The 26,282-nt window shown below is 38.4% G+C and carries 21 protein-coding genes; 14 read left to right on the top strand and 7 right to left on the bottom strand.

Annotated elements, in window-relative coordinates; genetic code table 11:
- Positions 1–147 precede the first annotated feature (147 nt).
- From AC07YT_RS11650 to ade, 9 genes are all read left to right on the top strand, one after another.
- Positions 148–1,335, top strand: coding sequence for an LVIVD repeat-containing protein (locus AC07YT_RS11650; protein WP_086547984.1), 1,188 nt, complete (start codon positions 148–150; stop codon positions 1,333–1,335).
- 119 nt (positions 1,336–1,454) lie between these two features.
- Positions 1,455–2,336 carry a twin-arginine translocase subunit TatC gene (gene tatC, locus AC07YT_RS11645; RefSeq protein WP_086547985.1) on the top strand — a complete coding sequence of 294 codons (882 nt, stop codon included), beginning with the start codon at positions 1,455–1,457 and terminating at the stop codon, positions 2,334–2,336.
- A 45-nt stretch (positions 2,337–2,381) separates the two neighbouring features.
- Positions 2,382–2,819 (top strand): ribose 5-phosphate isomerase B, encoded by a 438-nt coding sequence (rpiB, locus tag AC07YT_RS11640; protein ID WP_086547986.1) that lies wholly within the window; start codon positions 2,382–2,384, stop codon positions 2,817–2,819.
- Between the two features lie 27 nt (positions 2,820–2,846).
- Positions 2,847–4,481 (top strand): M28 family peptidase, encoded by a 1,635-nt coding sequence (locus AC07YT_RS11635; RefSeq protein WP_086547987.1) that lies wholly within the window; start codon positions 2,847–2,849, stop codon positions 4,479–4,481.
- A 103-nt stretch (positions 4,482–4,584) separates the two neighbouring features.
- Positions 4,585–4,794: a type II toxin-antitoxin system VapB family antitoxin gene (vapB, locus tag AC07YT_RS11630; RefSeq protein WP_086547988.1), complete on the top strand. Its 210-nt coding sequence runs from the start codon at positions 4,585–4,587 to the stop codon at positions 4,792–4,794.
- Complete coding sequence (locus tag AC07YT_RS11625) at positions 4,794–5,183, top strand: type II toxin-antitoxin system VapC family toxin (RefSeq protein ID WP_478359466.1); 390 nt, start codon at positions 4,794–4,796, stop codon at positions 5,181–5,183. The genes vapB and AC07YT_RS11625 overlap by 1 nt, the downstream gene beginning before the upstream one ends.
- Positions 5,184–5,323: 140 nt before the next feature.
- Positions 5,324–6,709 (top strand): LutB/LldF family L-lactate oxidation iron-sulfur protein, encoded by a 1,386-nt coding sequence (locus AC07YT_RS11620; RefSeq protein ID WP_086547990.1) that lies wholly within the window; start codon positions 5,324–5,326, stop codon positions 6,707–6,709.
- Between the two features lie 30 nt (positions 6,710–6,739).
- Positions 6,740–8,716, top strand: coding sequence for an alpha-ketoacid dehydrogenase subunit alpha/beta (locus AC07YT_RS11615; protein ID WP_086547991.1), 1,977 nt, complete (start codon positions 6,740–6,742; stop codon positions 8,714–8,716).
- Positions 8,717–8,813: 97 nt separating this feature from the next.
- Complete coding sequence (gene ade, locus AC07YT_RS11610) at positions 8,814–10,451, top strand: adenine deaminase (protein ID WP_086547992.1); 1,638 nt, start codon at positions 8,814–8,816, stop codon at positions 10,449–10,451.
- 1 nt (position 10,452) lies between these two features.
- On the opposite strand, the gene AC07YT_RS11605 is transcribed toward ade, so the two are convergent.
- The 4 genes from AC07YT_RS11605 to AC07YT_RS11590 all read right to left on the bottom strand — a co-directional run bounded on the left by AC07YT_RS11605 (position 10,453) and on the right by AC07YT_RS11590 (position 14,430).
- Positions 10,453–10,797: a DUF5615 family PIN-like protein gene (locus tag AC07YT_RS11605; RefSeq protein ID WP_086547993.1), complete on the bottom strand. Its 345-nt coding sequence runs from the start codon at positions 10,795–10,797 to the stop codon at positions 10,453–10,455.
- Positions 10,797–11,033: a DUF433 domain-containing protein gene (locus tag AC07YT_RS11600; RefSeq protein ID WP_086547994.1), complete on the bottom strand. Its 237-nt coding sequence runs from the start codon at positions 11,031–11,033 to the stop codon at positions 10,797–10,799. The genes AC07YT_RS11605 and AC07YT_RS11600 overlap by 1 nt, the downstream gene beginning before the upstream one ends.
- A gap of 38 nt (positions 11,034–11,071) precedes the next feature.
- A complete protein-coding gene (locus AC07YT_RS11595; protein WP_494945322.1) occupies positions 11,072–11,680 on the bottom strand; it encodes a SprT-like domain-containing protein in 609 nt (202 codons plus the stop codon).
- Positions 11,681–12,162: 482 nt separating this feature from the next.
- Complete coding sequence (locus AC07YT_RS11590; RefSeq protein WP_086547995.1) at positions 12,163–14,430, bottom strand: helix-turn-helix domain-containing protein; 2,268 nt, start codon at positions 14,428–14,430, stop codon at positions 12,163–12,165.
- 461 nt (positions 14,431–14,891) lie between these two features.
- On the opposite strand from AC07YT_RS11590, the gene AC07YT_RS11585 reads away from it, so the two are divergent.
- Positions 14,892–16,475, top strand: coding sequence for a peptide chain release factor 3 (locus AC07YT_RS11585; protein WP_056094020.1), 1,584 nt, complete (start codon positions 14,892–14,894; stop codon positions 16,473–16,475).
- Between the two features lie 53 nt (positions 16,476–16,528).
- Here AC07YT_RS11585 and AC07YT_RS11580 read toward each other — a convergent pair whose 3' ends face one another.
- Positions 16,529–18,049 carry a glycoside hydrolase family 32 protein gene (locus AC07YT_RS11580; RefSeq protein ID WP_086547996.1) on the bottom strand — a complete coding sequence of 507 codons (1,521 nt, stop codon included), beginning with the start codon at positions 18,047–18,049 and terminating at the stop codon, positions 16,529–16,531.
- Positions 18,050–18,096: 47 nt separating this feature from the next.
- Positions 18,097–19,146, bottom strand: coding sequence for a helix-turn-helix transcriptional regulator (locus tag AC07YT_RS11575; protein ID WP_086547997.1), 1,050 nt, complete (start codon positions 19,144–19,146; stop codon positions 18,097–18,099).
- 1,049 nt (positions 19,147–20,195) lie between these two features.
- Between AC07YT_RS11575 and AC07YT_RS11570 the strand changes: the two genes are divergently transcribed.
- From AC07YT_RS11570 to AC07YT_RS11555, 4 genes are all read left to right on the top strand, one after another.
- On the top strand, positions 20,196–21,293 hold the full coding sequence (locus AC07YT_RS11570) for a slipin family protein (RefSeq protein WP_086547998.1): 1,098 nt from the start codon (positions 20,196–20,198) through the stop codon (positions 21,291–21,293).
- Positions 21,294–21,355: 62 nt separating this feature from the next.
- A complete protein-coding gene (locus tag AC07YT_RS11565) occupies positions 21,356–22,117 on the top strand; it encodes a nucleotidyltransferase domain-containing protein (protein WP_086547999.1) in 762 nt (253 codons plus the stop codon).
- Positions 22,107–23,168, top strand: coding sequence for a DNA polymerase beta superfamily protein (locus AC07YT_RS11560; RefSeq protein WP_086548000.1), 1,062 nt, complete (start codon positions 22,107–22,109; stop codon positions 23,166–23,168). Before AC07YT_RS11565 ends, AC07YT_RS11560 begins: the two co-directional genes overlap by 11 nt.
- An 11-nt stretch (positions 23,169–23,179) precedes the next feature.
- Positions 23,180–24,604 carry an RtcB family protein gene (locus AC07YT_RS11555; protein WP_086548001.1) on the top strand — a complete coding sequence of 475 codons (1,425 nt, stop codon included), beginning with the start codon at positions 23,180–23,182 and terminating at the stop codon, positions 24,602–24,604.
- Between the two features lie 402 nt (positions 24,605–25,006).
- On the opposite strand, the gene AC07YT_RS11550 is transcribed toward AC07YT_RS11555, so the two are convergent.
- Positions 25,007–26,260, bottom strand: coding sequence for a pyridoxal phosphate-dependent aminotransferase (locus tag AC07YT_RS11550; RefSeq protein ID WP_086548002.1), 1,254 nt, complete (start codon positions 26,258–26,260; stop codon positions 25,007–25,009).
- Between the last annotated feature and the right edge of the window lie 22 nt (positions 26,261–26,282).

The raw sequence follows: 26,282 nt of genomic DNA, 5'->3' as shown, positions 1-26,282 counted from the left end.
CAAGGAGGCTATTCAAATCATTTGGATAGCCTTTTTTATTGCTTTAGATTTCAACTATTGCCGGATAAACGCCTGATAATTAATATTTAACGCCAATGCTGTAGCGTTTAATTAATTCGCTACGTTTAATAACAAAACACTCCAAATATGAAAAAAAATCTAATTAACGCGTTACTCCTCCTACTTGTTTTCGCTGTATTTACAGGATGCAAAAAAGACGAGTATGAAATGATACAGATCGCAAAAATGATTTCTGTTCAGCAAATGAGGGCATTGCCTGTAGGGATGACCAAAGCTATTCCTGCCAAAAGAACCGGAAAAATATACATTTACAACGATTATCTTTTCATTAATGAGCCCAACGAAGGTATTCATATCTACAACAATGCTAATCCGAGTGCTCCTGTAAATATGGGCTTTCTAAAAATTCCAGGAAATGTAGATTTAGCAATCCGTAACAATATCCTTTATGCCGACAATTTTATTGATTTGCTCGCTTTTGATCTCTCCAACATGGGCAATATCAAACAAGTTAAGCGAGTAACTGATGTTTTCAATCAATTGGGTACCACCGGCGCTCAAAAGTATATTTACATCTATAAAGACACGTTGGTAAAGAAAGAGACAAGTAAAGTATATTATAATGACGTGGTCGCTAACAGCAGTAGCTCTTCCGGTCAAGGGGGATCGATGGCCAGGTTTACCTTGATGGATGATTATTTATATACTGTTGGTATCAATAATTTAAGTTTATTTGACGTTAAAACAGCATCAAATCCAACTTTTCTGAAGGTAATTAATTTAGGTTGGGGTGTCGAAACCATTTTTCCTTACGAAAATAAATTATTTATAGGCACCAATAGAGGTATGCATATTTTTAGTGCTACCGATCCGGCCAATCCTGTTCAACTCTCTACCTATAGCCATGTTTTTGCCTGCGATCCCGTGGTTGTTCAAGGAAAATATGCTTACGTTACTTTACGTACAGGCAATACGTGCAGGCAGGCCAGCAATCAATTGGAAGTGGTAGATATAGAAGATCCCACCAAGCCTAAACAGATTGCGGTTTACCCTATGCAAAATCCTCATGGCCTAAGCACCAGTGGTAATTATTTATTTCTATGCGAAGGTAACTATGGAATAAAGAGCTTTAATATTACCGATAAAACCAAAATTGGCGACAACATGTTGCAGCATTTAAGTACTATTAAAAGTTTTGATGTGATTGCTGGTCCTAAATCCTTAATCGTTACAGGAGAAGATGGCGTATATCAATTTAATTATAACGATGCGGCAAAATTAAGGCAACTCAGCTTAATTAAAGACCAACTTTAAAACTACTGCCATAGCTGGGTTCAATTTTTGCAGTCATTTCTCATAATAATATAAACTATTTCTATATTTAACACGTAAATACCATTCTATTCAAATAGAATGGTATTTTTGTTTTCAACATGAGCGACACTAAAAAAACTTCACTTACAAAAGCTATCGGGCAAAAGAGCACCACCTTAGAGGCAGAAATGTCTTTTTTCGATCACCTGGATGTTCTCCGTAAACATTTAATCAGAGCCGTAATTGCCATTGCCGTTTTTACGGGTATCGCTTTTTACTTCAATGAAGAAATTCTGGATAAAATAATCTTCGGACCTAAAAAACCAGATTTCTGGACCTACCGCATGATGTGTAAACTGGTGGAGCATTTTCCATCATTGGGTAAGGATATGTGTATCACCAAAATTAATGGTGAAATTATTAATACCGAGATGGCTGGACAATTTAACCTCCAGCTTAATGTTTGTGTAATGTGCGGTATTGTGGTTGGTTTTCCTTATTTATTATGGGAAATCTGGCGTTTTATTAAACCAGCCTTACACGAAAATGAACGCAAATCGGCCAGTGGTTTTGTATTCTTCGCATCGGTACTTTTCATTGTTGGTATCTTTTTCGGATACTTTGTGGTATGCCCATTGTCAGTTAACTTTTTAACGGGTTATACGGTAAGTGCCGAAATCAAAAATACATTCACAGTAGATTCCTATCTATCATCTGTTGCCACTTTAACTTTAGGTACAGGGATTATCTTCGAACTTCCGGTTATTATTTTCGTTTTGTCGAAACTTGGGTTGATGACACCAAAGCTGATGAGATCAAGCAGAAGATATGCCGCGGTAATTATTCTGATTATTGCTGCTATCGTTACGCCAACACCTGATATTATGACGATGCTGATTGTAGCTACGCCATTGTTCTTACTTTATGAGCTGAGTATTTTTGTTTCGGCCTATATAGAAAAAAAGAAGAAAAAGGCTGATGCTGCTTTCTATGCTAACTAACAAAAACATTACGAATAGATTTTATAATTCTCTATAAATTTGACAATGTCTGATACAAAAATTAAAATTGCTATTGGAGCGGATCACGCCGGGTTTGAATACAAAGAAATATTAAAAGATTTTTTACAGGATTACGAAGTAAAAGATTTTGGTACATACTCAGAGAATTCTGTTGATTATCCGGATTTTGCCCATCCGGTGGCCTCTGCAGTAGAAAACGGAGAATTTACTTACGGAATTTTACTTTGTGGATCAGCCAACGGTGTAGCCATTACGGCTAACAAACATCAGCAGATCAGGGCAGGTTTATGCTGGGAAAATGAAGTTGCTTCATTAGTGCGTAAGCACAATAACGCAAACATTTTATGTATCCCGGCAAGATTTGTTTCAGCAGAACAAGCCAAAGAGATTACCACAACTTTTTTAAGCACTGAATTTGAGGGCGGCCGTCACCAGAACAGGGTTGAAAAAATTTCGTGTTAACCAGAAACTTAACTAACTATTATCATAATGAACAAAAAATTTTTAACCCTTGGCCTGGTATCGCTTGTTACCGCAAGTTGCTTTAGCCAGGTAAAGCCCCTTATACCGAATAAGGATGCTATAAAATTCAGTAAGGCCATTAGTCCTGAAAATGCATACAAACATCTTTCAGTACTGGCTTCAGATGAATACGAAGGCCGTGAAACGGGAACAAAAGGCGCCTGGATGGCTGCTGATTATATCCGCGATTATTTCAAATCTTTGGGTTTAAAAGCACCAGTAAATGGCAGTTATTTCCAAAAAATTGATTTGGTTAACGTTACATTGAAAGAAAGTCAGGTAACAGTAAATGGTCAGCCTAAAGAATACCAGAAAGATTATTTAGTATCACCCAGCTTAATCAGCGATCAAGGTTTTACTTTCTCGGCCAACGAACTTGTATTTATTGGTTATGGTTTAAAAAAAGACAACTATAACGATTTTTCAGGCACCGATATTAAAGGGAAAGTGGTTATCATGTTCAATGGTGGAGACCCAACCATAAAACCGGGTACAAGAATTGATAGAGCAGCTTACCGTGCAACACTTGAGGCAAGGGCAAAATATTTTGCAGAAAACAATGTTAAAGCCATTATTCTGATCGATCCGGCAGTGGATAGAATAACCGAAAACACGAAACAAACCCTTAAAAATGGTAAGGTAATGGTGAAAACCAATGCCGCTATCGAAGCGCAAAAGCAAAACGACATTCCACGAATCTCGATATCGGTTGCTTTAGCCAACGAATTGTTAAAGGCATCGAATACTACCGTTGCAGACCTACAAAAGAAAATAGTAGATAGCCAGGCTCCTGCCTCACAGGTATTGAATGTACCTTTCTCTGCTAGTGCAGCCAAAACAGAAACACCAGTTAGATGTGAAAACGTACTGGGTTATTTAGAAGGTTCTGATCCGGTACTTAAAAAAGAAGTATTGATCTTAACCGGCCATTACGACCACATTGGACTAGAAACAGATCCGAATGCTAAAGATAAAGTAAACAACGGAGCGGATGATGATGGATCAGGAACTACCGGCGTTTTATTAATGGCAAAAGCATTTACAGATGCTAAAAAAGCTGGAAAAGGTTCTAAACGCAGCATCCTTTTCATGACGGTTGTTGGTGAAGAAAAAGGTCTTTGGGGCTCTGAATGGTATTCGGAGCATCCGGTTTTCCCTGTCGAAAATACTATTGCTGATTTAAATACCGATATGATTGGCCGTACAGGTGAAGAATATTTAGGCAAAGCAGATTCAGCAAACTACATTTATTCGGTAGGTTCGAAAATGTTGAGCAGCGATTTAGCCAACATCAGCGAGCAGGTTAACGCAACCTATACCAAAATGAAACTGGATTATAAATACGATGATCCAAAAGATCCTGAGCAAATTTATTACCGTTCAGATCATTACAACTTCGCGAAATTAGGCATTCCGATCATCTTCTATTACGATGGAATGTTGCAACAAGATTACCACAAACCTGGTGATGAAGTAAGTAAAATCAACTTCCCGCTTCTGGCGAAAAGAGCAAAATTAACTTACTTTACCGCATGGGAATTAGCCAACAGAGCTAAACGTCCCGCAGTAGATATGGATGGAAAAGGTAATCCAAAGAAATAATAATTCTAAATTTAAGTCCCGATCTAACATCGGGACTTTTTTATGCTTAATGATGTAGCTTTCTATTTCAAGATTAAAATGTTATTTTTGATAAAACCGAGTTATGGATCAGTTGCATATTTTAGAAAAAATTAAAATGATCCCTGTTGCCTATCAGCAAGAGGTAGAAGACTTCATTGATTTTATTTTACAAAAGAAAGTAAAGAAAAAAGATGAAGAAAAAACCAAAAGGAAACTTGGCCTACTGAAAGGAAAAATGAAAATGAGTGATGATTTCAATGCACCATTGGATGATTTCAAAGATTATATGTAGTGAAAAAGTATTTGCTTGATACCCATGTTTTGCTTTGGATGTTGGATGACAATATTGCATTATCTAAAACGGCAAGGAAAATCTTAGAAGATTCAACTACCCAAATCTATTTAAGCATAGTTAGTTTATGGGAAATCACAATAAAACAGTCTCTGGGCAAGCTACAATTAGAATATTCATTAGACGAACTTATCAATTCTTGCTACGCAAGTAATATTACCATTCTTCCTATAGATTACGGAACATTAAAGATACTTAAGGCTTTGCCGTTCCTACATCGCGATCCATTTGACAGGATTATTATCGCGACGAGTATGGAATTAGGTTTAGACCTTATTTCCAGTGATGAAATAGCTAAAAAATATACCACCAGAATTATCTGGGAATAGTCTATTCAAAAAATAACAATTTTCGTTGTATTACTTTTCTAAAATAAAATCGACATGGTTTCCTATCTTTGATGTGATAACGAAATGGTTAAAAACTAAAATCAGTTAATATTCGTTACCCTATTACAAAATAACTATTGATGAATATTGCCGAGGAATTTTTAGAGAAATCTGACGAGAAAGCTTTCGATCTACCGCATCGTAAAACCATAAATTATAATATTGGTAAATATAATGCAGCTGTTGAACGCGGTTTATCAAAATTCGAAAATTTAGAGGCATCTAAAAAAAAGGCACACGTAATTAAATGGCGTGTAATGGAAAACCTCGATAAATTCCTGCCAGAGTTCGAATCAAATTTCCAACGGCGTGGCGGTAAGGTAATCTGGGCAAATGATGCCGAAGAAGCTCAGCAGGAAATCCTCAATATCATCAAAAGAAACAACGGTAAAACGGTTATCAAATCAAAATCGATGACTACCGAGGAAATCCACTTAAACGATTTTCTGGAAAAGAACAACATCGAATCTTTAGAAAGTGATCTGGGCGAGTACATTGTTCAATTGCTTGGTCAGGCGCCATATCATATTGTTACCCCGGCCATGCACCTGAGTGCAACAGATATCGCCCAATTGTTTCACGATAAATTTGGCACACCTATCGATGCTACGCCTCCGCAGCTGGTACAAAAAGCAAGAGAATTACTCCGCGATAAATACCTGAATGCCGATATCGGTATTAGCGGCGGGAATTTTTTAATTGCTGATACGGGAAGTATTGCCTTAACCGAAAATGAAGGCAATGCACGTTTAAGCACCACATTTCCTAAAATCCATATTGCGATAGTAGGCATCGAAAAGGTAATTCCTTCTATTGCCGACCTGGATCTGTTCTGGCCTTTACTGGCATCGCACGGCACCGGGCAAAACTTAACGGTTTACAACACCATTTTAAGTGGTCCTCGCCAGCCCAATGAAACCGATGGGCCGGAAGAAATGTATGTGATTTTACTGGATAATGGGCGTACCAATTTATTAGCCCAAAAAGACCAGCGCCAAGGCTTATACTGTATTCGTTGTGGTGCATGTTTAAATGCTTGTCCGGTTTATAAAAATATTGGTGGCCATACTTATAATACAACCTATAGTGGGCCAATCGGTTCGGTTATCACCCCGCATTTAAAGGGTATGGAGGAGTTTAAACATTTAAGCTATGCATCCAGCCTTTGTGGCAAATGCTCGGAAGTATGCCCGGTAAAAATCGATATTCATAAAATGCTCTTACTTAACCGTAGAGATGCTGCTGCAGGGCACGAAAATGGCAAAAAGGAGGAAATTGGCTGGAGCATGTTCAGCAGAATGATGCAAAAACGCAAATGGATGGATTTCTTTGGTGGGAAGTTTAAAAACTTTATGCTCAAAAGGTTCTTCAAGAAGAGCTGGGGTAAATACCGGGAGATGCCTAAAGTTGCCGATAAATCTTTTGCTAAACAATGGGAAGAAATGAAAAAAAGTAAGGAATCTTAAGTTAAGGCTCATTAGTCAAAATAACCAGATATGCAATTTAAAAGAGGTGATAAAGACGACAAGTTCTTACTGAACTTATACAGAAGATTACTTTACCCTCGGATGGTTGAAGATAAAATGCTCAAGCTTTTGCGTCAGGGCAGAATTGGTAAATGGTTTTCGGGCATTGGCCAGGAAGCCATTGCAGTGGGCAGCACTTTAGCCATGCAAAGTGATGAGTACATTTTACCCATGCACCGCAATTTGGGTGTTTTCACTTCACGTGATATTCCTTTAAAAAAATTAATGGCTCAATGGCAAGGCAAAATTACCGGTTTTAGCAAAGGCCGCGACCGCTCCTTTCATTTCGGTACGCAAGAATATAAAATCATCGGGATGATATCCCACCTGGGTCCGCAGATGGCCTTAGCCGATGGCATCGCGCTGGCGGATGTTTTACGCAACCAGCCCCACGCTACTTTGGTTTATACCGGAGAAGGCGCAACCAGCGAAGGCGATTTTCATGAGGCGGTAAATGTTGCCGCAGTTTGGAATCTTCCCGTTATTTTTCTAATTGAGAATAACGGATACGGCCTTTCCACTCCAAAATCAGAGCAGTTCAGATGCAAAAACCTGGTGGATAAAGCCATTGGTTATGGCGTAGAGGGCATACAGATCGACGGGAATAATATTTTAGAAGTTTACGATACCATCAACCAACTGGCTATGGAAATCAGAAAAGATCCAAGGCCGGTTTTGGTAGAATGCCTTACTTTTCGAATGCGTGGACATGAAGAAGCATCAGGTACTAAATATGTTCCGCAAGAATTATTTGATGAATGGGAAAAGAAGGATCCGTTGAATAATTATGAAGCGTATTTAATTGAGCAGGGTGTTTTAACACCGGATACCGTTATCGACATCAAAATCCAAGTAAAAAGAGATATAGAGCTGGAAATTGAAGAAGCTTTTAACGAGGATGAGCCGATAGCTAATGCTGATCAGGAAGAGACCGATATGTATTTCCCATACAGGCAGCAGGTTATTCAGCCCGATGAATCTTCAACTGAAAAAAGATACCTGGATGCGATAACAGATGGACTGGACCTGGCCATGCAAAAGTATCCTAATCTGGTTTTAATGGGACAAGACATTGCTGATTATGGTGGGGCTTTTAAAATTACAGATGGTTTTACAGCCAAATATGGCAGAGGCAGAGTGCGCAATACCCCAATTTGCGAATCGGCCATTGTCGGTGCAGGTTTAGGCCTGTCTATAAATGGTTATAAAGCAGTTGTAGAAATGCAATTCGCCGATTTTGTAACTGTAGGCTTTAATCAGATTGTGAATAACCTGGCCAAAACACATTACCGCTGGGGCGAAAAAGCTGATGTGGTGGTGCGTATGCCTACAGGTGCCGGAACAGGTGCTGGTCCATTCCACTCACAAAGCAATGAAGCCTGGTTTACCAAAACACCAGGGTTGAAAATCGTTTATCCAGCTTTCCCCGAAGATGCGAAAGGTTTACTGCTTGCTGCAATCGAAGATCCAAATCCAGTGCTCTACTTTGAGCATAAATACCTTTACAGAAGTTTAAGCGCTCCTGTTCCTGATGGTTATTATACGACAGAAATTGGTAAAGCCGTTAGGCTTGCTGAAGGAGATAAATTCACGATTATTACTTACGGACTGGGCGTACACTGGGCTTTAGATTATATGGAGCAATATCCGGAAAGTGGTGCTACATTAATTGACCTACGTACATTACAGCCCTGGGATAAGGAAACTGTAAGCGCAGCAGTTAAAGCAACCGGAAGGGTTTTAATTTTGCATGAGGATACCTTAACAAATGGTTTTGGGGCCGAGCTATCTGCCTGGATTGGCGAACACTGTTTCGCTTATCTGGATGCTCCTGTAATGCGCTGTGCGAGCTTAGATACCGCCATTCCAATGAGTAAAATATTAGAAGAAGATTTTCTAGCTAAAGCAAGACTAGCCGAAACGATTGATAAATTATTGAAATATTGAGAAGGTTAATTGTATAAACTGTTCAAATCGGTTAATTGCTAAGGTAAATCTACAGTTAACCAATTTATACAATTAACCAGTTAAACATAAAGAATATATGGGCAATTTCAAAGTCGAAGGGAATATCATCAACATCACCAAGCGGAATATTTTCTTTGGCGAAGTAGCCGTTGAAGATGGAAAAATAAAATCAATCACCAAAATTTCTGAACAGAAAGAAGGAGCGCATTTTATCTCCCCAGGCTTTATCGATAGCCATGTGCATATCGAAAGCAGCATGTTAATTCCAAGTGAATTTGCGCGGTTGGCGGTTGTTCATGGAATAGTATCAACCATTAGCGATCCGCACGAAATTGCCAATGTTTGTGGGATGGAAGGTGTGGAATTTATGATTGAAAATGGCAATACCGTTCCTTTTAAATTTAATTTTGGGGCGCCAAGCTGCGTTCCGGCTACGGTTTTCGAAACGGCTGGCGCTGAATTAAATCACGATGATGTAAAGGCACTTTTAGAACGTCCGGAAATAAAATACCTCAGCGAAATGATGAATTTCCCAGGTGTGCTTTATAAAGATGAAGAAGTTTTAAAAAAGATTGCCGCTGCGCACCAGTTGGGAAAACCTGTTGACGGACATGCCCCAGGCTTACGCGGTGATGCGGTTCAACAATACATTAATGCCGGAATTTCTACCGATCACGAATGTTTTACTGCAGAAGAGGCACTGGATAAATTGCAACGTGGCATGAAAATCCTGATCCGCGAAGGAAGCGCCGCCAAAAATTTCGAAGCACTGATCGATCTGCTGAACGACTGGCCAGAAATGATGATGTTCTGCAGCGATGATAAACATCCTGATAGTTTAGTTGAAAATCATATTAATCAGCTTTGCGCAAGGGCAGTAGAAAAAGGAATCGACATATTCCATATCCTTAAAGCAGCCTGCATTAACCCTATCCTACACTATAAATTGGATGTTGGTTCACTCCAGATCAATGATGATGCTGATTTTATTGTACTTGAAGATTTAAAAAACTTCAAGGTAAAACAAACCTATATCAATGGGTTATTGCTTGCCGAAAATGGAAAAACAATAGGTAATTGGGTAAAACATGTCGAGGATCGCGAGTCGGTAAACCACTTCGACTGCAGTTTGAAAAAGGTAGAAGATTTTACATATCCATTTACCGGACAAAAAGAAATCCCTGTTATTGAAGCATTAGACGGGCAATTGATTACCAACAGGTTATCGGCCAAACCAAAAGTTTTAAATCAAAATATCATTAGTGATCTGGAAAACGATGTCTTGAAAATGGTAGTGGTAAACCGTTATCACGATGCACCTATTGCAATATCCTTTGTAAAAAACTTTGGCTTAAAACAGGGTGCCATTGCATCAAGTGTTGCCCATGATAGTCATAACATTATTGCCCTTGGTGCCGATGATAAAAGTATCTGCGAAGCCGTAAATCTGGTAATTGCAGCAACTGGTGGTGTAGTGGCATTGGGCAATGGGAAAAAAGAAGTTCTGGCCTTACCGGTAGCAGGCTTGATGAGCAATCATAATGGCTACGAGGTTGCAAAAAGTTATACCTCCATAGATCAGTTTGCAAAGGACCTGGGTTCTACCCTACTTGCACCTTTCATGACGCTTTCTTTTATGGCTTTATTGGTGATCCCTCACTTAAAATTGAGTGATAAGGGCTTATTTGATGGGGATGAGTTTAAGTTTGTTTAAATTATTTTACCCCCTCAATCCGATCAATAAAGACGTTAATCAATTTAAAATCTTTGTTAAGTTCAATTATCTGAGGCCAAAGGTTAGTAAGAACATCATGAAACCGGTTCATTTTCATGTTTCCTAACTTAATATGAATAACTTTTGGGGGAGGATTGTGTAGCAAAATACGTGAGGAAAAATCACTGTCTTTAGTAATGATGGTTAAGTTTTCTAATTGAGCATATTTCCAGATTTCGGTATCCGACCATTCATCGCCAAGCTCATATTGATGGACATATTCTTCAGAATTCCACAAAGAAAAGAATCTTGGCAAATTTACATCAATAAGAAAAACTTTTTGCATTAAGCTACAGCTTGCTTAATTATAAAACTATGGTTCATTAATTCAGTTGCATATAGCATACAAGCAGTAATATCCTCAGCTTCCAAAGATGGGTATTGCTTCAAGATTTCCTCCGAAGTCTCACCTGCTGCTAAAAATTCCATTATCGTTTGCACAGTAATTCTTTTACCTCTTATAATTGGCTTACCACTACAAATATTTGCATCAATGTATATACGGTCAAAAATCTTTTCCATAACTTAAAGTTAATCAATTAGTTTAATATCAGCTAATCTTATTCCACCACAAGAACCTCGGCTAAAGGGTTAAACAAATACAATCGTTTATCATCCAAACAAATACAACGATACCGTTTCCTGATTCTTTCGCCTTTGGTAAAGCGCCGGCCATCTTTGATTTTAAAAGTGGTATTAATGGGCAATTGTTCTAAATGTAAAGTCTCGGTTTTATTGCTATCGTATTTTTTTAAAGCACGCGATAAATGCAGATCGGAACAACTTGAAGCCGCCGGGTTAGACATATAGTTATCAATCGCTCTATGGATATCATCAGGAAAGATATTCATGTCAAAAAAAGGAACCATCATGCGCTGGAAATTCTTCTTCCACTCTGAGCCATGTGGTTTTACTTTATTCTTGAAATCGTTCCAGGTGAGTAAATGGGCAAACTCATGTACGGTAGTAACCAGAAAAGCGTAATGGTTGAGGTTAAAATTCACCGAAATGCGATGGCCTTTACCTTGATAAGGATGACGGTAATCGCCTAGTTTTGTAGAACGGGTTTTGGCAATTTTAAATTCACACTGAAAATAATCTATCCACTTTGCAATTAGCGGTGCCGCTGGCTCGGGCATGTACTGCGCTAAAACTTTAACCTTTTCCACGAATGCTAAGATAAATAATTTTAAGGTTTAACCACAAAAGAGACAAAGTTTTACACAAGAAAACAGAATCTTCTTGTAGCTTAAAACCACAGAGTGGGCTAAGTTTGCCCCAGAGAAAACGGAGATGTTTTAGTACCCATTAACAATAAAGTTTATAAGCTCAATAGATAAATAATCTATTTTGGGAAAAATGTGCTGTAATTCTTAAACATACAGTCGTCACCCTGAACCGAGCCTTAGCGAGCTCACCGAAGGTAATTCATTTCAGGGTCTATCTGGCAGAAAAGATGCTGAAACAAGTTCAGCATGACGATCAGATTTATAGAACAATCATTCTTTATAAACGCGCGCTAGCAAATCTGGTCCGAGACCAGTATAAATATCTATAGCAAGCCCGATCATATTCTAGTTAATAAATCCTCTTCCATGATCCTTTGTGTTCTCCGTGCCTCACGCTGTTCTCTCTGTGGTTAAAACTCGTCCTATTCTTCTGATGGAAACAACGATGCCAGCACCAGTTTAATCTCTCCGAAAGAATAATCTTTCCCCAAAAACTCCCTTATTGTAGCCATTGATTTTGTTTTCTGGCTCTCCACCGCATCACTGATATTTCTGATCTTATTTGCCTTTACCAGTTTGGTTACATCCAATTGTTGGGTTGAAACATAATAAGCCAGGTGGCCCTCAATAGTACCGGCAGAAAAACCACGTTCTTTTGCAATTTCATCAATGGTTTTGCCCTGCTCGTAAAGCTCAAAGCTGACCAGCTTGGTGTCGGTTTTTGGCTCTTTTTTCTTTTTCTCAGCTGCTGACTTTACTTTAAGTGTTTCGCCTTTTAACTGGATTGCCTTTTGGAGCTGATTATTTCTTTCAACTGTATTTAACAATGCATCGGTATCGGCTTTGCTAAACTCTTTCCCTGCAATGAGTGCCTGCAACAAGGCTTTGCTTTTATGCATTTTTTTCAATTGCTCATATACCAGAATTTCGAGTTCTAACAGTTCGGTAACATAAGTTTTAATTTGCTTTTCTTCCTTTATCACTTCAATTTGAGCCAAAAAACGATCTGAAATCTCCTTAACCAGCGGATTAAAATATTTTAAAGCAGCCTCTACCCTTTTCGATACATTAAATAAAGTATGTTCGGTTTGCTGTGCGAAGAGATTTTTCAGCTGATTCACAAATGTATCCGCTGTTGCCGTTATTTTTTGAAAGTCGGTATAAATAGTATCGGTCCAATCTTCATGTTTCTGCTTGGCCGATTTTTCACTTTTATCAAACGTCTGACGGTGCTCTTTTAAATAGTAGCGGATCAGATTCAGATCAAATGCAGCAAGCAGGTAACTGCGGATAAAAGTATAACTTTCTATACTGATCTGTTCGTTCAGTACTTCTGATGGCTGCTTCGTTTTAGAAAAATAATGCACATTCTGATCTTGTTGTAAACCACTATCGCGCAGGTGAGAAGTTAAAACCAAACCTTTTAATGAGCGTAAGCGCGATAAGGCCACATAAGCCTGACCTGGCGCAAAAGCATCACCAACATCTATAATGGCTTTATCAAAGGTTAAACCCTGGCTTTTATGTACGGTTATCGCCCAGGCTAGTTTAATAGGATATTGAATAAATGAACCAGCTACATTTTCCTTAATCTCGTTGCTTGCTTCATCCAGCTTATATTTTACGTTTTCCCAGGTATAACGGGAAATCTCTATGACTGTCCTATCCTCAGGGAGTTCAATTTCAATGATATCTTTCTCGATATGATGTACCACGCCGATTTTGCCATTGTAGTACCTTTTCTCGGCTGTCATATCATTTTTAATGAACATCACTTGTGCACCAACCTTTAGCTCTAAACTTTTATCATTCGGGTAAGCGTATTCATTAAATTCGCCCTGAATTTTTGCTTCAAAAAAGTAAGATTTACTTTTCAGCTGGGCTAGTCTTTCGCGGTTAATGCTATCTGCCTTATTGTTGTGCGTGGTTAATGTGATGTAGTTTTCATCGGCCGCAGGTTTAAAATCTTGCTTAAAATGCTGTCTCAGTAAAGCGGTATCTTCAGTCGTAATTTTATTGTTCCGAAGGTTGTTCAGCAGATCGATAAATACCGAATCATCCTGACGGTAAATTTTATCCAGTTCGATATAAACTGGTGGATTGTCCTGCAGGGCCAGGGCATCGAAAAAATAAATGCTCTTATAAAATTTGGCCATGATGCGCCACTCATCGTTTTTGACTACAGGCGGTAACTGGTGCAAATCGCCGATAAACAACAACTGTACCCCGCCGAACGGAAGATTTCTGTTCCGGCGTACATAACGTAAAGCAAAATCGATGGCATCGAGCATATCGGCCCGCAACATACTCACCTCGTCGATGACCAGCAACTCCAGTTCCTGCAACATGCGGCGTTTATTGCCCTGCATGTTTAAATGTTTTACTAAAGTTTTTGGCGTATTGAAGTTGAAATTGATATTTTCATTGATCAAGCCTCCGGCAGCATCTGGGAAGAAAGAACCGAATGGAAGTTGGAAAAGCGAATGGATCGTTACCCCCGATGCATTGATTGCAGCGATACCGGTTGGTGCCACAATTAAGGCTTTTTTATGTGTAAGTTTAATCAGTTTCCGTAAGAAAGTTGTTTTACCTGTACCTGCTTTTCCAGTCAAAAAAACGTGTTTCGAGGTATAATTAACAAATTTAGCCGCAATTTCTGCAGGCATAGAAGTTTCTTCTAAAGTGGGCATCGGCAGTAAAATTTTAGTTTACAATAAACGGAGGGATGAATAAAGCTAAACATTTTAGCACAAAACTAAACAATGATTGATGAGAAAATTAAATTTTCGGAGGATAATTTTTGATTTAAGCATTTGTTTAATCAACACAGTCTTAGTTAGCCAGAATAAAAAATCTTAATAGAATTACTGCAAAAGCAACCTAAACCTGACAGAAACGACAGCTCCCGTCCCGATTTTACATCGGGATTCGTCGGGACTATAGTGTATGGCAGGACTGTAATAACAAAAAAACCACTGTCCCTGCTTTTCTAAATCTATTCAACCACACTATAAAACAATACAACAACCTAACAATTAATGATAAAGCTTTTTCTTATCTTTGCGGCCTGATGAAGCAACAATATTCAAATCTTATCGCTGTTAAATTCCTTTAACAAGGTTTCATCAATCTTTACACCCAAAATTTTATTATGCTTAACCCTGAAATAGAAAAACGTAAAACCTTTGCCATTATTAGTCACCCCGATGCGGGCAAAACCACACTGACAGAAAAGTTTCTGCTTTTTGGTGGCGCCATTAATACTGCCGGGGCGGTAAAAAGGAACAAAGCGAACCAAAGTAATACCTCCGATTTTATGGAGATCGAAAAGCAGCGTGGTATCTCGGTGGCCACTTCGGTAATGGGTTTCGAATACAGTGGTAAACGTATTAATATTCTGGATACACCTGGTCACAAGGATTTTGCTGAAGATACCTACAGAACGTTATCAGCAGTGGATAGTGTGATTTTAGTGGTCGACTGTGTGAAAGGTGTGGAGGAACAGACGGAAAAACTGATGTCGGTTTGCCGTATGCGTAATACTCCGGTAATCATTTTCATCAACAAAATGGACCGCGAGGGTAAAGAGGCTTACGATTTACTAGATGAAATTGAAGAAAAACTAAACATCAGCCTTTGCCCGCTTTCCTGGCCTATTGGCCAGGGACACACTTTTAAAGGTGTTTACAGCATTTACAACAAACATTTAAATTTATTCAATTCGGATAAAACCAAAGTAACTGATTCGGTTGTGGCGGCAAGTGATTTAAATGATCCATCTTTATTAAATTACCTGAAAGAAAACGAAATCAATACCTTAAAAGATGATGTTGAATTGGTTGACGGCATTTATGGTAAGATAGATAAGGATTTATATACCGATGGTCTGGTTGCTCCTGTGTTTTTTGGTAGTGCGATCAATAATTTTGGGATAAAAGAGCTTTTAGATACGTTTATTGATATCGCTCCAAGTCCCAGACACAGGGAAGCTGAAGAACGTGATGTATTGGTGGAAGAGAAAAATTTCAGCGGATTTGTGTTTAAAATCCACGCGAACTTAGATCCGAAACACCGCGACAGAATTGCCTTTTTAAGAATCTGTTCAGGTAAATTTGAACGCAATAAATTCTATTACCATACCCGTCAGGATAAGAAATTAAAGTTCTCTAACCCGATGGATTTTATGGCGAACGAAAAAAGTATTGTGGAAGAGGCCTGGCCGGGCGACGTAGTGGGCTTATACGATAGCGGTAACTTTAAAATCGGTGATACTTTAACCGAAGGCGAAAAACTGCAGTTTAAGGGAATTCCTAGTTTCTCTCCTTCAATTTTTAAAGAGGTGGAAAACATGGACCCCATGCGTACTAAACAGCTGGAAAAAGGTATTGAACAATTAACCGATGAAGGTGTGGCACAGTTATTCGTGATGCAACCCGGAAACAGAAAAGTGATTGGTGCCGTTGGTGAACTTCAGTTCGAGGTAATTAATTTCAGGTTAGAGCATGAGTATGGTGCAAAATGTCGTTTCCGTACGCTGAGTTATACCCGATCGAGCTGGGTAACTTCTACCGACAGAAAGAAACTGGATGAATTTGTAAAACGTAAACAACAGCACATCGGCTTCGATAAAGAAGCTAATCCGGTTTATCTGGCAGATAGTGAATACATGATTAATTTAACGAAACAGGATTATCCTGATATTGAGTTCCATAAAACCAGTGAGTTTAAGAGTTAAATTGAATAAGAGAATGATTGAATGAGAGATTCAATCATTCCCTTATTCAATCCTTATTTCCTCCCGCTCATATCCCAAACTTTAAGCTTATTTAATACCGCTTTACCACCGTTGGAAAAAGCAGCTAAACCCGTGGCTTTTTCATCGGGAAAAATCATCGTGCTAATTACCTTTTCGCCAGCATTTCCGAAAACTTCTAACGAAGATTTATCAAACAGCACCTGAAGTTTAATTTTACCATTTACCGAATTTACGGCTGCAGTTTGAATGATGTTCTTATCATTTTTAATCCCTTTCTCTGAACGTGTGCAATCAACATAAAGTTGTTTTTTAATAGCATCATAGCCAACTTCTACTTCCTTAACAACATTTCCTTTCTCATCTTTTAGCTGAGCAAGTTTAAAACCTATTTTTTCAGCATCGCTGACAGAAAATTCGGCATCAATCCAATAGGAATTTTGGCTGGTGCCTAAGTCGATATGCTGATCGATAATAAGGTTTTGCCTGGTGATTACTTTACCACCTGAATGTTTTTTCATGTTATCACCAATTAAGCTAGCAGGCTGCTGAAACAAGCGAATTCCTTCGGGTGTAGTTTTTAAGGCTAAATCTCTCGGGATAGACATCTGTCCTTTCCATGGGAATGTTTCTTTACCGCCGGGCTGTAACCAGCCCAATAAAATTCTTTGGCGTTTTGGTGCATCGTTCCAGGGAATGGCCGCATAAAAAGAATCACCCTCATCCACCAACAAGGTTAATTTTCCATCATTATCGTTTTTAAAGGTCTTGCCATCAAAATCGCCGACAAAATATTGCATTGTTGGTCCTTTTGGCCCGAACAATGAAATGGCCAACACCCATTTAGTATTGTCTTTATTTCCATCAACAGCCAGAGGAATAATAAAAGGACATTCCCAGCCACTCCCCTGATTACCTTGTTTCCCAAAATCGCTCAGCATGGTCCAGTCTTTTAAGTTTTTTGAGCCATAAAACCTTGCCTGATGCTCATCTACCATCGCAACAGTCATGATCCATTGCTGAGTGCTTTCATGCCACCAGACATTAGGATCCCTGAAATCTTTTTTGTTTAAATCGATGATGGGATTTTTCGCATAATTGGTAAAGCTTAATCCGCCATCGTTGCTATAGGCCATGTACTGCGATTCGTTGCGCTGCTTCGGAAGATCTGCGGTATAAAAAGCGACAACCGGCGCTTTTCCCTTTCCCAATCCGCTTACATTGCGCTTATCCAGCACAGCCGAACCCGAAAAAATCATGGTAGTCGTATCTTTTGTTATTTTTTCGGGAATAGCAACCGGAAGATGTTTCCAGTTCACCAGATCTTTACTGGTGGCATGGCCCCAGCTCATGTGCCCCCATTTATTTTCGAATGGGTTGTACTGATAATAAAGATGAAATTCACCATTCAGATAAATTAACCCGTTTGGGTCATTTAACCAATTTGATGGTGCTGTAAAATGATAAGTCGGCCTCCATTGAGGCGTAGGCTGTTGAGCGAAAGTACTTATCGAACAGCACATTAAAAAAGCGAGAATATATTTGGTCTTGAACATAATTGAATTCAAATTACAAATAAGAATTCAATTACTAAAACGTTTAACTAGTTTCCTGAGCGCTTTACAAAATTTTCTTCATCAACGCTATTGTATTGCTGATGCGTTTGTGCTAAACGCCTTTTAATTTTTGAGATTAGCAATCGTGGCGAAAGTACTTTAACACACTCTCCAAAGCCTAAAATTTCGCGTTCCAGTTCATAATTCAACACCACATCGATCCTGAAAGTGGTAGTTTTCTCATTTTTGCTCAATACCACTTGTGATTGATGCATAGGTTTCGTTAGCACATAAGGCGCATGATCGTTGGTAAACTCGAGGATTACTTTTTGCGCACGATCGCGTTCGTTTTTCGTTACACCAATCAGATCTTCATAATACCGATCGAAATCTACCCCTTGGTAGGCAACAAACGTTTCGTTGGGCAATTCCTGAAATTCTATAATCCGATCTAATGCCAGGTTTAATATTCCTGGCCGTTTTTTAGCCTTGCAGATTAAAAACCACCTGTTGCGATATTCTTTTAACAGATAGGGATAATAAATCCCTTGCTGCGATTGTTGCGCTTTGAAAGATTTATATTCAATCAATAGCGATTGTTTGTTCAAAACAGCCTGGTACAATGGTGGGATACACTCTAAACCTTTAACCAGCTTATTGCTTTCCAATTGGATATTATTGCCACTCTGTTTGGTCGATTTGTAAAGGTTATTTTCTAAGCGGGCAATCATATCGCTCATTTCGTCGAAATAATTAAAGGCATTAAACTGCTTGAGTACGCCAACAATTTCCTTCATTTTATCTACATCGGCATTATTAATCGGGGCTTTTGTAATACTGAAAGCTGGGTCTTCGTAAGCATAAAAGCGTTTATCTTTTACCACAATTGGCGCATTGTAGCCCAATTTGTCGCTCCGCATCAGTTGGATGTCTGCCTGAATGGTCCGCTTGCTTACACCCGTGGTAATTCCTTCCAGTTCGTACAGCGTTGCCGATACCTTTTCGATAATATCCTCTAATGTCCATTTACGGAAACGATTCTTCAAACAATCGTCGATGGTTTTGTACCGGATGAGCGCTAATTTATTTACGGCCATTTTTAATCAATTTGAGTTTCAGGGTAAATTCTGATCATTAAAGCTGAACTAAATATAAGAAAGTGTTTATCATCTACGCAATACAATTGCGCAATTGGAGAATAAAAACGAGTATTTAAACGGAAAACAAAATTTAATAAACTAACAATCAACACATTAATGATATTACATGAAAATAATTTATACTGCGCAAATTGGTCGCGTAGTGGTAGTGGCATCTTTGTAATGTCGCCAGTCGATAATGTTCTTTGATAAATATTAATAATAGCAATCTGATTTGTAAAAGGCAGTTCTCTGTTTTAAAATAATACGCGCTCTCCGTTAGCTTGTGCCAATTTACTGGCCTAGCCAGAAGCCCCTGTTCCCGATTGGTGGAACAGGGTAATGTAAGTGCAAATCAGACCAAATAAAGAAATTCTGATGAATAATCGGAATGGCAATACTAAATAAAACTGATCCAATGTTGTGGGTTTCGGAATAGCCCCAAAGTATTCGGGCAATATGCGTAGAATATGCTGATCAGGATTATGATAGACTGTCTAAACACGTTGTGTGTCGTGGGTTCGAATCCCACTTCCGAGCAATCGGAATAATTCAGGGGTAGAATAACAACAAATCATGCAGGTTCGAATCCTGCTTCCAACCATCACTTGGAATAGCAAAATGGTAATGCAATGGATTAGGGTTCCATCTTAAAAGAAGGGCAACTTTTCAAACCGCCCACCAAAACCAGCGTTGCGCAACCGCATTTGGCTTCAGGATTTTTCGAAATCCAACAAGCAAATCTGTGTTTTGTTCAGCAAGGATCAGTGCAGCAAGAAAAGATTTAAAAATCAAATGAGTTAAAACGAAAAGGCAAAATGCTTCATGAGCTTAGGCCTGAGTAGAAAAACAAAGTTTCATTTTTAAACAAACTTGACAAACTTTTACTTCCGCAGAAAACAGGTAAATGTTCTTCCGCAACGCTTTTAAAAGAATAAAATAAATTAACAATACTCATTTAAGTCCTTCCATTAGGGGAGGATTTAGGTGGGCTAACTCCAGAAAACATGAAAAGAGTAACCATTAACACCAATTATGTTGGATTGGTGTTTAAAAAAGGAAAATTAAAAAACGTTTTAACCGCAGGAACTTATTGGTTAGGTTTCGGTGAAAACATTACTTTGTACGACATGGCCAAAGAGTATTATTACTCGGTAGCTGAATTAGATATCTTGTTGGAAAACATAGATTTTGTGAATTTGATTCACTTGGTAAGTGTGGCCGATAATGAATTGGCTTTGGTTTATCAAAACAAAAACTTCAAGAATGTTTTAACCGCTGGCAGACATGCCATCTGGAAAGGTTTATCGACTTATGATTTTATTAAAGTAAATATCAGCAATATCAAAATCGATGAAACCATTGACAAAAATTTGTTGGAGAAAGCACCATTAGTGAATTACATCAGGGCTTACAAAGTAGAGTCATTCGAAAAAGCCTTGTTATTTATCGATGGTAAATTTGAAAACGTATTGGAAGCTGGAAACTACGTTTACTGGAAAAACAGTACCACCGTTCAGGTTTTAAAAACCGATATGAGGCAATTGAATATGGAGATTATCGGACAAGAAATCTTAACTAAAGATAAAGCACAATTGAGGGTAAACTTCAGTATTCAATATAAAGTTGATGACATCATCAAAGCCTTATTGGAGAACAAGGAATTTGAAAAACAATTATACATCACCATGCAATTGGCATTAAGAGAATCTATTGGCTTAATGACTTTTGACGAATTGATGGAAAGCAAGGAAAAAATTGCTGAAATGGTAATGGCCATCACTTTAGATAAGGTTGAAAATTTGGGTGTAAAATTAACCAACTGTGGTGTTAAAGACATCGTTTTACCAGGTGACGTTAAGGAAATTATGAACCAGGTTTTAGTTGCCGAAAAAAGAGCGCAAGCCAATATCATTACCCGAAGAGAAGAAACGGCCTCGACCAGAAGTTTGTTGAATACCGCCAAATTAATGGAAGATAACAGCATGTTGTATAAGTTGAAAGAGATGGAATACGTAGAGAAAATCGCTGAGAAAATCAACAACATCAGCTTATCGGGCAGTGGACAAATTGTAGATCAATTGAAGCAGATCTTCGTAAAATAAATTAAATTTAGAAACCCCTCGGTTAGGTGAGTATTACCTACCGGGGATTAATGAAGAATAAAATGAAAACCACAATAATAAACAGACTTACAGAAATAGAAAGATCAAATGATATCAAAATATTATTTGCATGTGAATCAGGTAGCAGGGGGTGGGAATTTCCCTCACCGGATAGTGATTTCGATGTCCGCTTTATTTATGTGCGCCCGCTCAATTTTTATCTTTCTGTTCAGGATAAGGATGATCAATTGGGTTTTCCTATTAATTATGAGCTGGATATTTACGGATGGGACATCAGGAAGGTGCTTAAATTGATACGGAAATCTAATACTACTCCTTTCGAATGGTTACAATCGCCAATCATTTATAGTGAACTGGGTAATTTTAGAAATGATTTATGGACACTCTGTCAATCATACTTTTACAGAAAAACAAATATCAATCATTATTTAGGAATAGCACACAGCGCACTAGAAACGGTGGTAAATGAAGACGAAATTAAAATAAAGAAGCTTTTTTATGTACTTCGTCCTTTACTTTCGGCTAAATGGTGCTTGGAGAAAAACACGATAGCGCCGATGACCATCGGGCCGCTTTTAACATTAATGCCCGAGCATCTTCAAACATTGGTAAGGGATTTAATCATATTAAAATCGACCTCAGCAGAAGGTTTTATCATCAAGATAGCTCCTGAGTTGAGCAGATACATTGATGCTGAATTTAAAAACTGTACTGAAGGAGCCAAAGATTTACCAAAAGAAAGTTTTAATGCAGAAATGCTTGATACATTTTTTAGAGATACAATAACCCGTTATGACGATTAAAGATTTAAAGGATAAAAATTTACTGTTGTTTGAATGTTTAAGCGGGAGTAAGGCTTATGGGTTAGATACTCCACAATCTGATACTGATATTAAAGGAATATATTATATGCCAAAAGAAATGTTTTTTGGTTTGAAGTATATCCCACAGATAAGCAATGAAAGTAATGATGAAGTTTACTATGAAATTGGCCGTTTTATTGAATTATTGATTAAGAACAATCCAAATATTGTAGAAATCCTGGCAACACCAGAAGAATGTATATTATATAAGCATCCCATAATGGATAAACTAAATATTGACATGATTTTATCAAAGCTGTGCAAAGATACCTTTGGCGGATATGCTTTAACACAGATTAGAAAAGCAAAAGGTTTGAACAAGAAGATTTTAAATCCAATGCCGAAGACCAGAAAAACAGTATTGGATTTTTGTTTCATCACAGAAAATTATTCATCTGTAAAAGCGAAAAGCTGGCTTGCAAAAAATGCTATTTCGAAAGCTGATTGTGGATTGTCGAAAATTCCAAATGCTAAAGATCTGTATGCCTTGTTTTATGATGCGGAGAAGAAATTGAATTATAAGGGGATTGCAAATAAGGAAGCGGCAAATGAAGTATCAGTCTCATCAATACCTATAGGAGAACAAGAAATCGCCTATTTGTTTTTCAACAAGGATAGCTATTCATCTTATTGCAAAGAGTACAATGAATATTGGGATTGGGTAGAAAAACGAAATGAAAATAGGTACAGCTTAAATAAAAGCCATGGCAAAGATTACGATGCCAAAAATATGATGCATACCATTAGACTTTTGCAGGTAGCGCTTGAGATTGTACGCGATGGAGAACTAAATGTAAAAAGACAAAATCGGGATGAGTTACTTTTAATAAAAAGAGGGGAACTTGATTATGACGAAGTATTAAAAATGGCAGAAAAACTAATGCTACAAACAGAACAAGAAACAACAAAAAGTAAGCTTCAGGAAAAACCAGATGCTCAACTAATCGAATCGATACTTGTTGAGATCAGAGCAGAACTTTATGCCGATTAAAAGATTAAACAATGAACAACAACATAACAGGAAAAAACCTTATAGCATTAGGTTATTCCGAAGGAAAAATAGTAGGTCTGGCTTTAGCTATCCTGAATGAAAATTTCAGGGATATTGAAGAAAAAGAATTACTGGCCTTATTTAAAAAAGTAAAAGATTATCCGGAAAGTTTTTTGGATGATGAAGTATTAAGTGTACTGGCAGCGGCTGTGATTGAGGAAGCCAATCCAAAATCAGACGAGACCATTGCACTGATCAACAACGCAAAAGAATATTCGATTTTCGGTGCTGATTATATCGAAGAAGGGGCCAGGAATCAAATGAATATTGCGATGAAACTGCCTGTTTCGGTAGCTGGTGCATTAATGCCCGATGCCCACCAAGGATATGGTTTGCCAATTGGTGGTGTTTTAGCAACCAGAAATGCAATTATTCCTTATGGTGTAGGTGTAGATATTGGCTGCCGAATGGCGTTGAGCATTTTCGATATTCCAGAGAAACATTATTTCGGGAAAGATGCCATGTACAAACGAGAGTTAATTGCTTTTACCAAATTTGGTGCAGGTCAGAATTTTAATGGCCGTGAAAAAGCCGACCACGATGTTTTAGAAAATGAGGCTTTCAACTCCACAGCTTTTCTCAAAAATTTACATGGAAAGGCCTGGGCACAATTGGGATCTTCGGGTGGTGGAAATCACTTTGTAGAATGGGGGATTATTGATTTTGCAGAACGCGATGAAATTTTAAATATCGATAAAGGGCGTTATGTAGCATTACTTACGCACTCAGGTTCCCGTGGATTGGGTGCAACCATTGCTGGTCATTATACCAAACTGGCAAAAGATATCTGTAAACTCCCGAAAGAGGCTACAAATCTGGCTTATTTGGATTTAAATTCTGCAGAAGGGCAAGAATATTGGATTGCCATGAACTTAGCCGGCGATTATGCTTCGGCCTGTCATGAGGTGATCCATAAAAGATTAACCAAAGCCATTGGCGCTAAAGTTTTAGCTAAAGTAGAAAACCATCATAATTTTGCCTGGAAAGAAATGCTTGATGGCGAGGAAGTGATTGTTCATCGCAAAGGGGCTACGCCAGCAGGTAAAGGGGTGATGGGGATTATCCCCGGAAGTATGACAGCACCCGGATTTTTAGTGCGCGGTAAAGGTGAAATGAGTGCTATCAATTCGGCTTCACATGGTGCAGGGCGATTAATGAGCAGAACAAAAGCCATTCAATCGATTACCAAATCGGATATGAAAGCCATTTTAAAAGATCACAACGTTACTTTAATTGGCGCAGGTTTAGATGAAGCACCAATGGCCTATAAAGACATTAACAAAGTAATGGCAGCACAAACCGAACTGGTTGATGTAGTTGCCAAATTTGAGCCTAAAATGGTGAGAATGGCTGATGATGGAAGTCGTGAAGATTAGTTTGGAGTTTTAGTCCAAAGTCCTTAGTCTGGAGTCTATAGTAAAATCGTCACCCTGAACCGAGCCTTAGCGAGCTCACCGAAGGTAATTTATTTCAGGGTCTATCTTGCAAGAAAGATGCTGATTCCCAAGCTTCGGGACAGTATGACGGTCGGGGTTAAGAGACAAATCAATGTACTTCTCAGGATAACTCAAAAAACCCTCTTCAAAATTAATTGAAGAGGGTTTCTATATATTTTATTAAAACCGACTTGCTCAGCTCCAGGTTAAATAAACCTGATTGAAGTGGAAACAAAAAGCTTTTTCAGCTTTTGTTGGAACAAAAAGCAGGGCTGCAGTAACCAGTTAGTACAACAATTGCGTTCCAAAAAAACGCTTATATTGTCCTATACCTACAGATAATTATTTCAACTTACTCAAAGCCGTTTTAATCCTTGGTAACATGTCTTTAATATCCTGCAGGGTACAAGCACCAACAGATGCCCTGAACCATGGCATGCTGTCTTCATTTCCGAAAGCAGAAAATGGCACTAATGCTGCTCCGGCTTCTTTGATCAGATAGAAGTTTACATCTGCACTGTCTTTTAAAATTTGACCATCTTCAGTTGTTTTTCCGATGTAATCGATTTTTATGGTTAAATAAATGGCACCCATTGGCTCCACGGCATCAACATTAAAGCCTTCATTTTTCAGTTCATTAAAACCATTGTAAAGGGCATTTAAACTATCCTGTATCTGGCCTTTAAAACTGGTCAAAAAAGTATCTACCTGTGTTTTATCATTAAAATAGTTAGACATCGCCACTTGCTCAGCTTTCGGTGCCCAGGCACCCATATGACCAACCAATGCTTTCATTCTATTAATAATATCTTCCGGACCAAAACCCCATCCTACACGTACACCAGTTGCAGCCAAACATTTCGAGCTACCATCAACAAAAACGGTAAACGGTCTCATCGCCGGACGTAAAGAAACCGGATTTACATGCTCTTTTCCGAAAGTTAAAAGCGAATAAATCTGATCGTACATCATGTACAGTGGTTTTTCATCAGCACCACGTGAAGCATTTTCTTCTAAAACGGCATCACAGATTTCAGCTAACGAATCCGCATCGAACATGGTTCCGGTTGGGTTTAATGGCGAGCACAAAGCCAATAAAGTTGCGCCTTTTAAATGCGGTTTTAATTGCGCAGCTGTTGGCATAAAGTTATGTGCAGCATCGGTTTCTACCGCAATTGTTTTTGCTGAAGTTAAATGTGAGTAGTGGTTATTGTTCCAGGATGGTGCAGGGAAAACCACGGTATCTCCCGGATCGATCAAAGCCAGGTAAGTAGCATAAATTAATGGACGGGAGCCACCAGAAACTAAAATACTATTCGTGTTGTATTCCAGTCCAAATCTATCTTTTAATAATTCAGAAACGGTTTCTCTCAAAGGCAGAACACCATCAGCAGGAGGGTAATTGGTTTGATTAGCATTGTACGCCTCCACAATTCCGGCTTTTAGTTCAGTTGGGATTGGGTAAATGTTTGCATCAAAATCGCCTATGGTTAAGTTAGCAATTGAAGCGCCTTTGCGTTTCATTTCATTAACCTCGTTACCAATTTTTATAATTTCTGAGCCAATTAATGAACTGGCTAATACTGAAACTTTCATACTTATATATTGAATGCTAATG

Source organism: Pedobacter sp. GW460-11-11-14-TSB4 (assembly GCF_059423705.1).
This window is presented reverse-complemented; position numbering and strand designations above follow the sequence as displayed.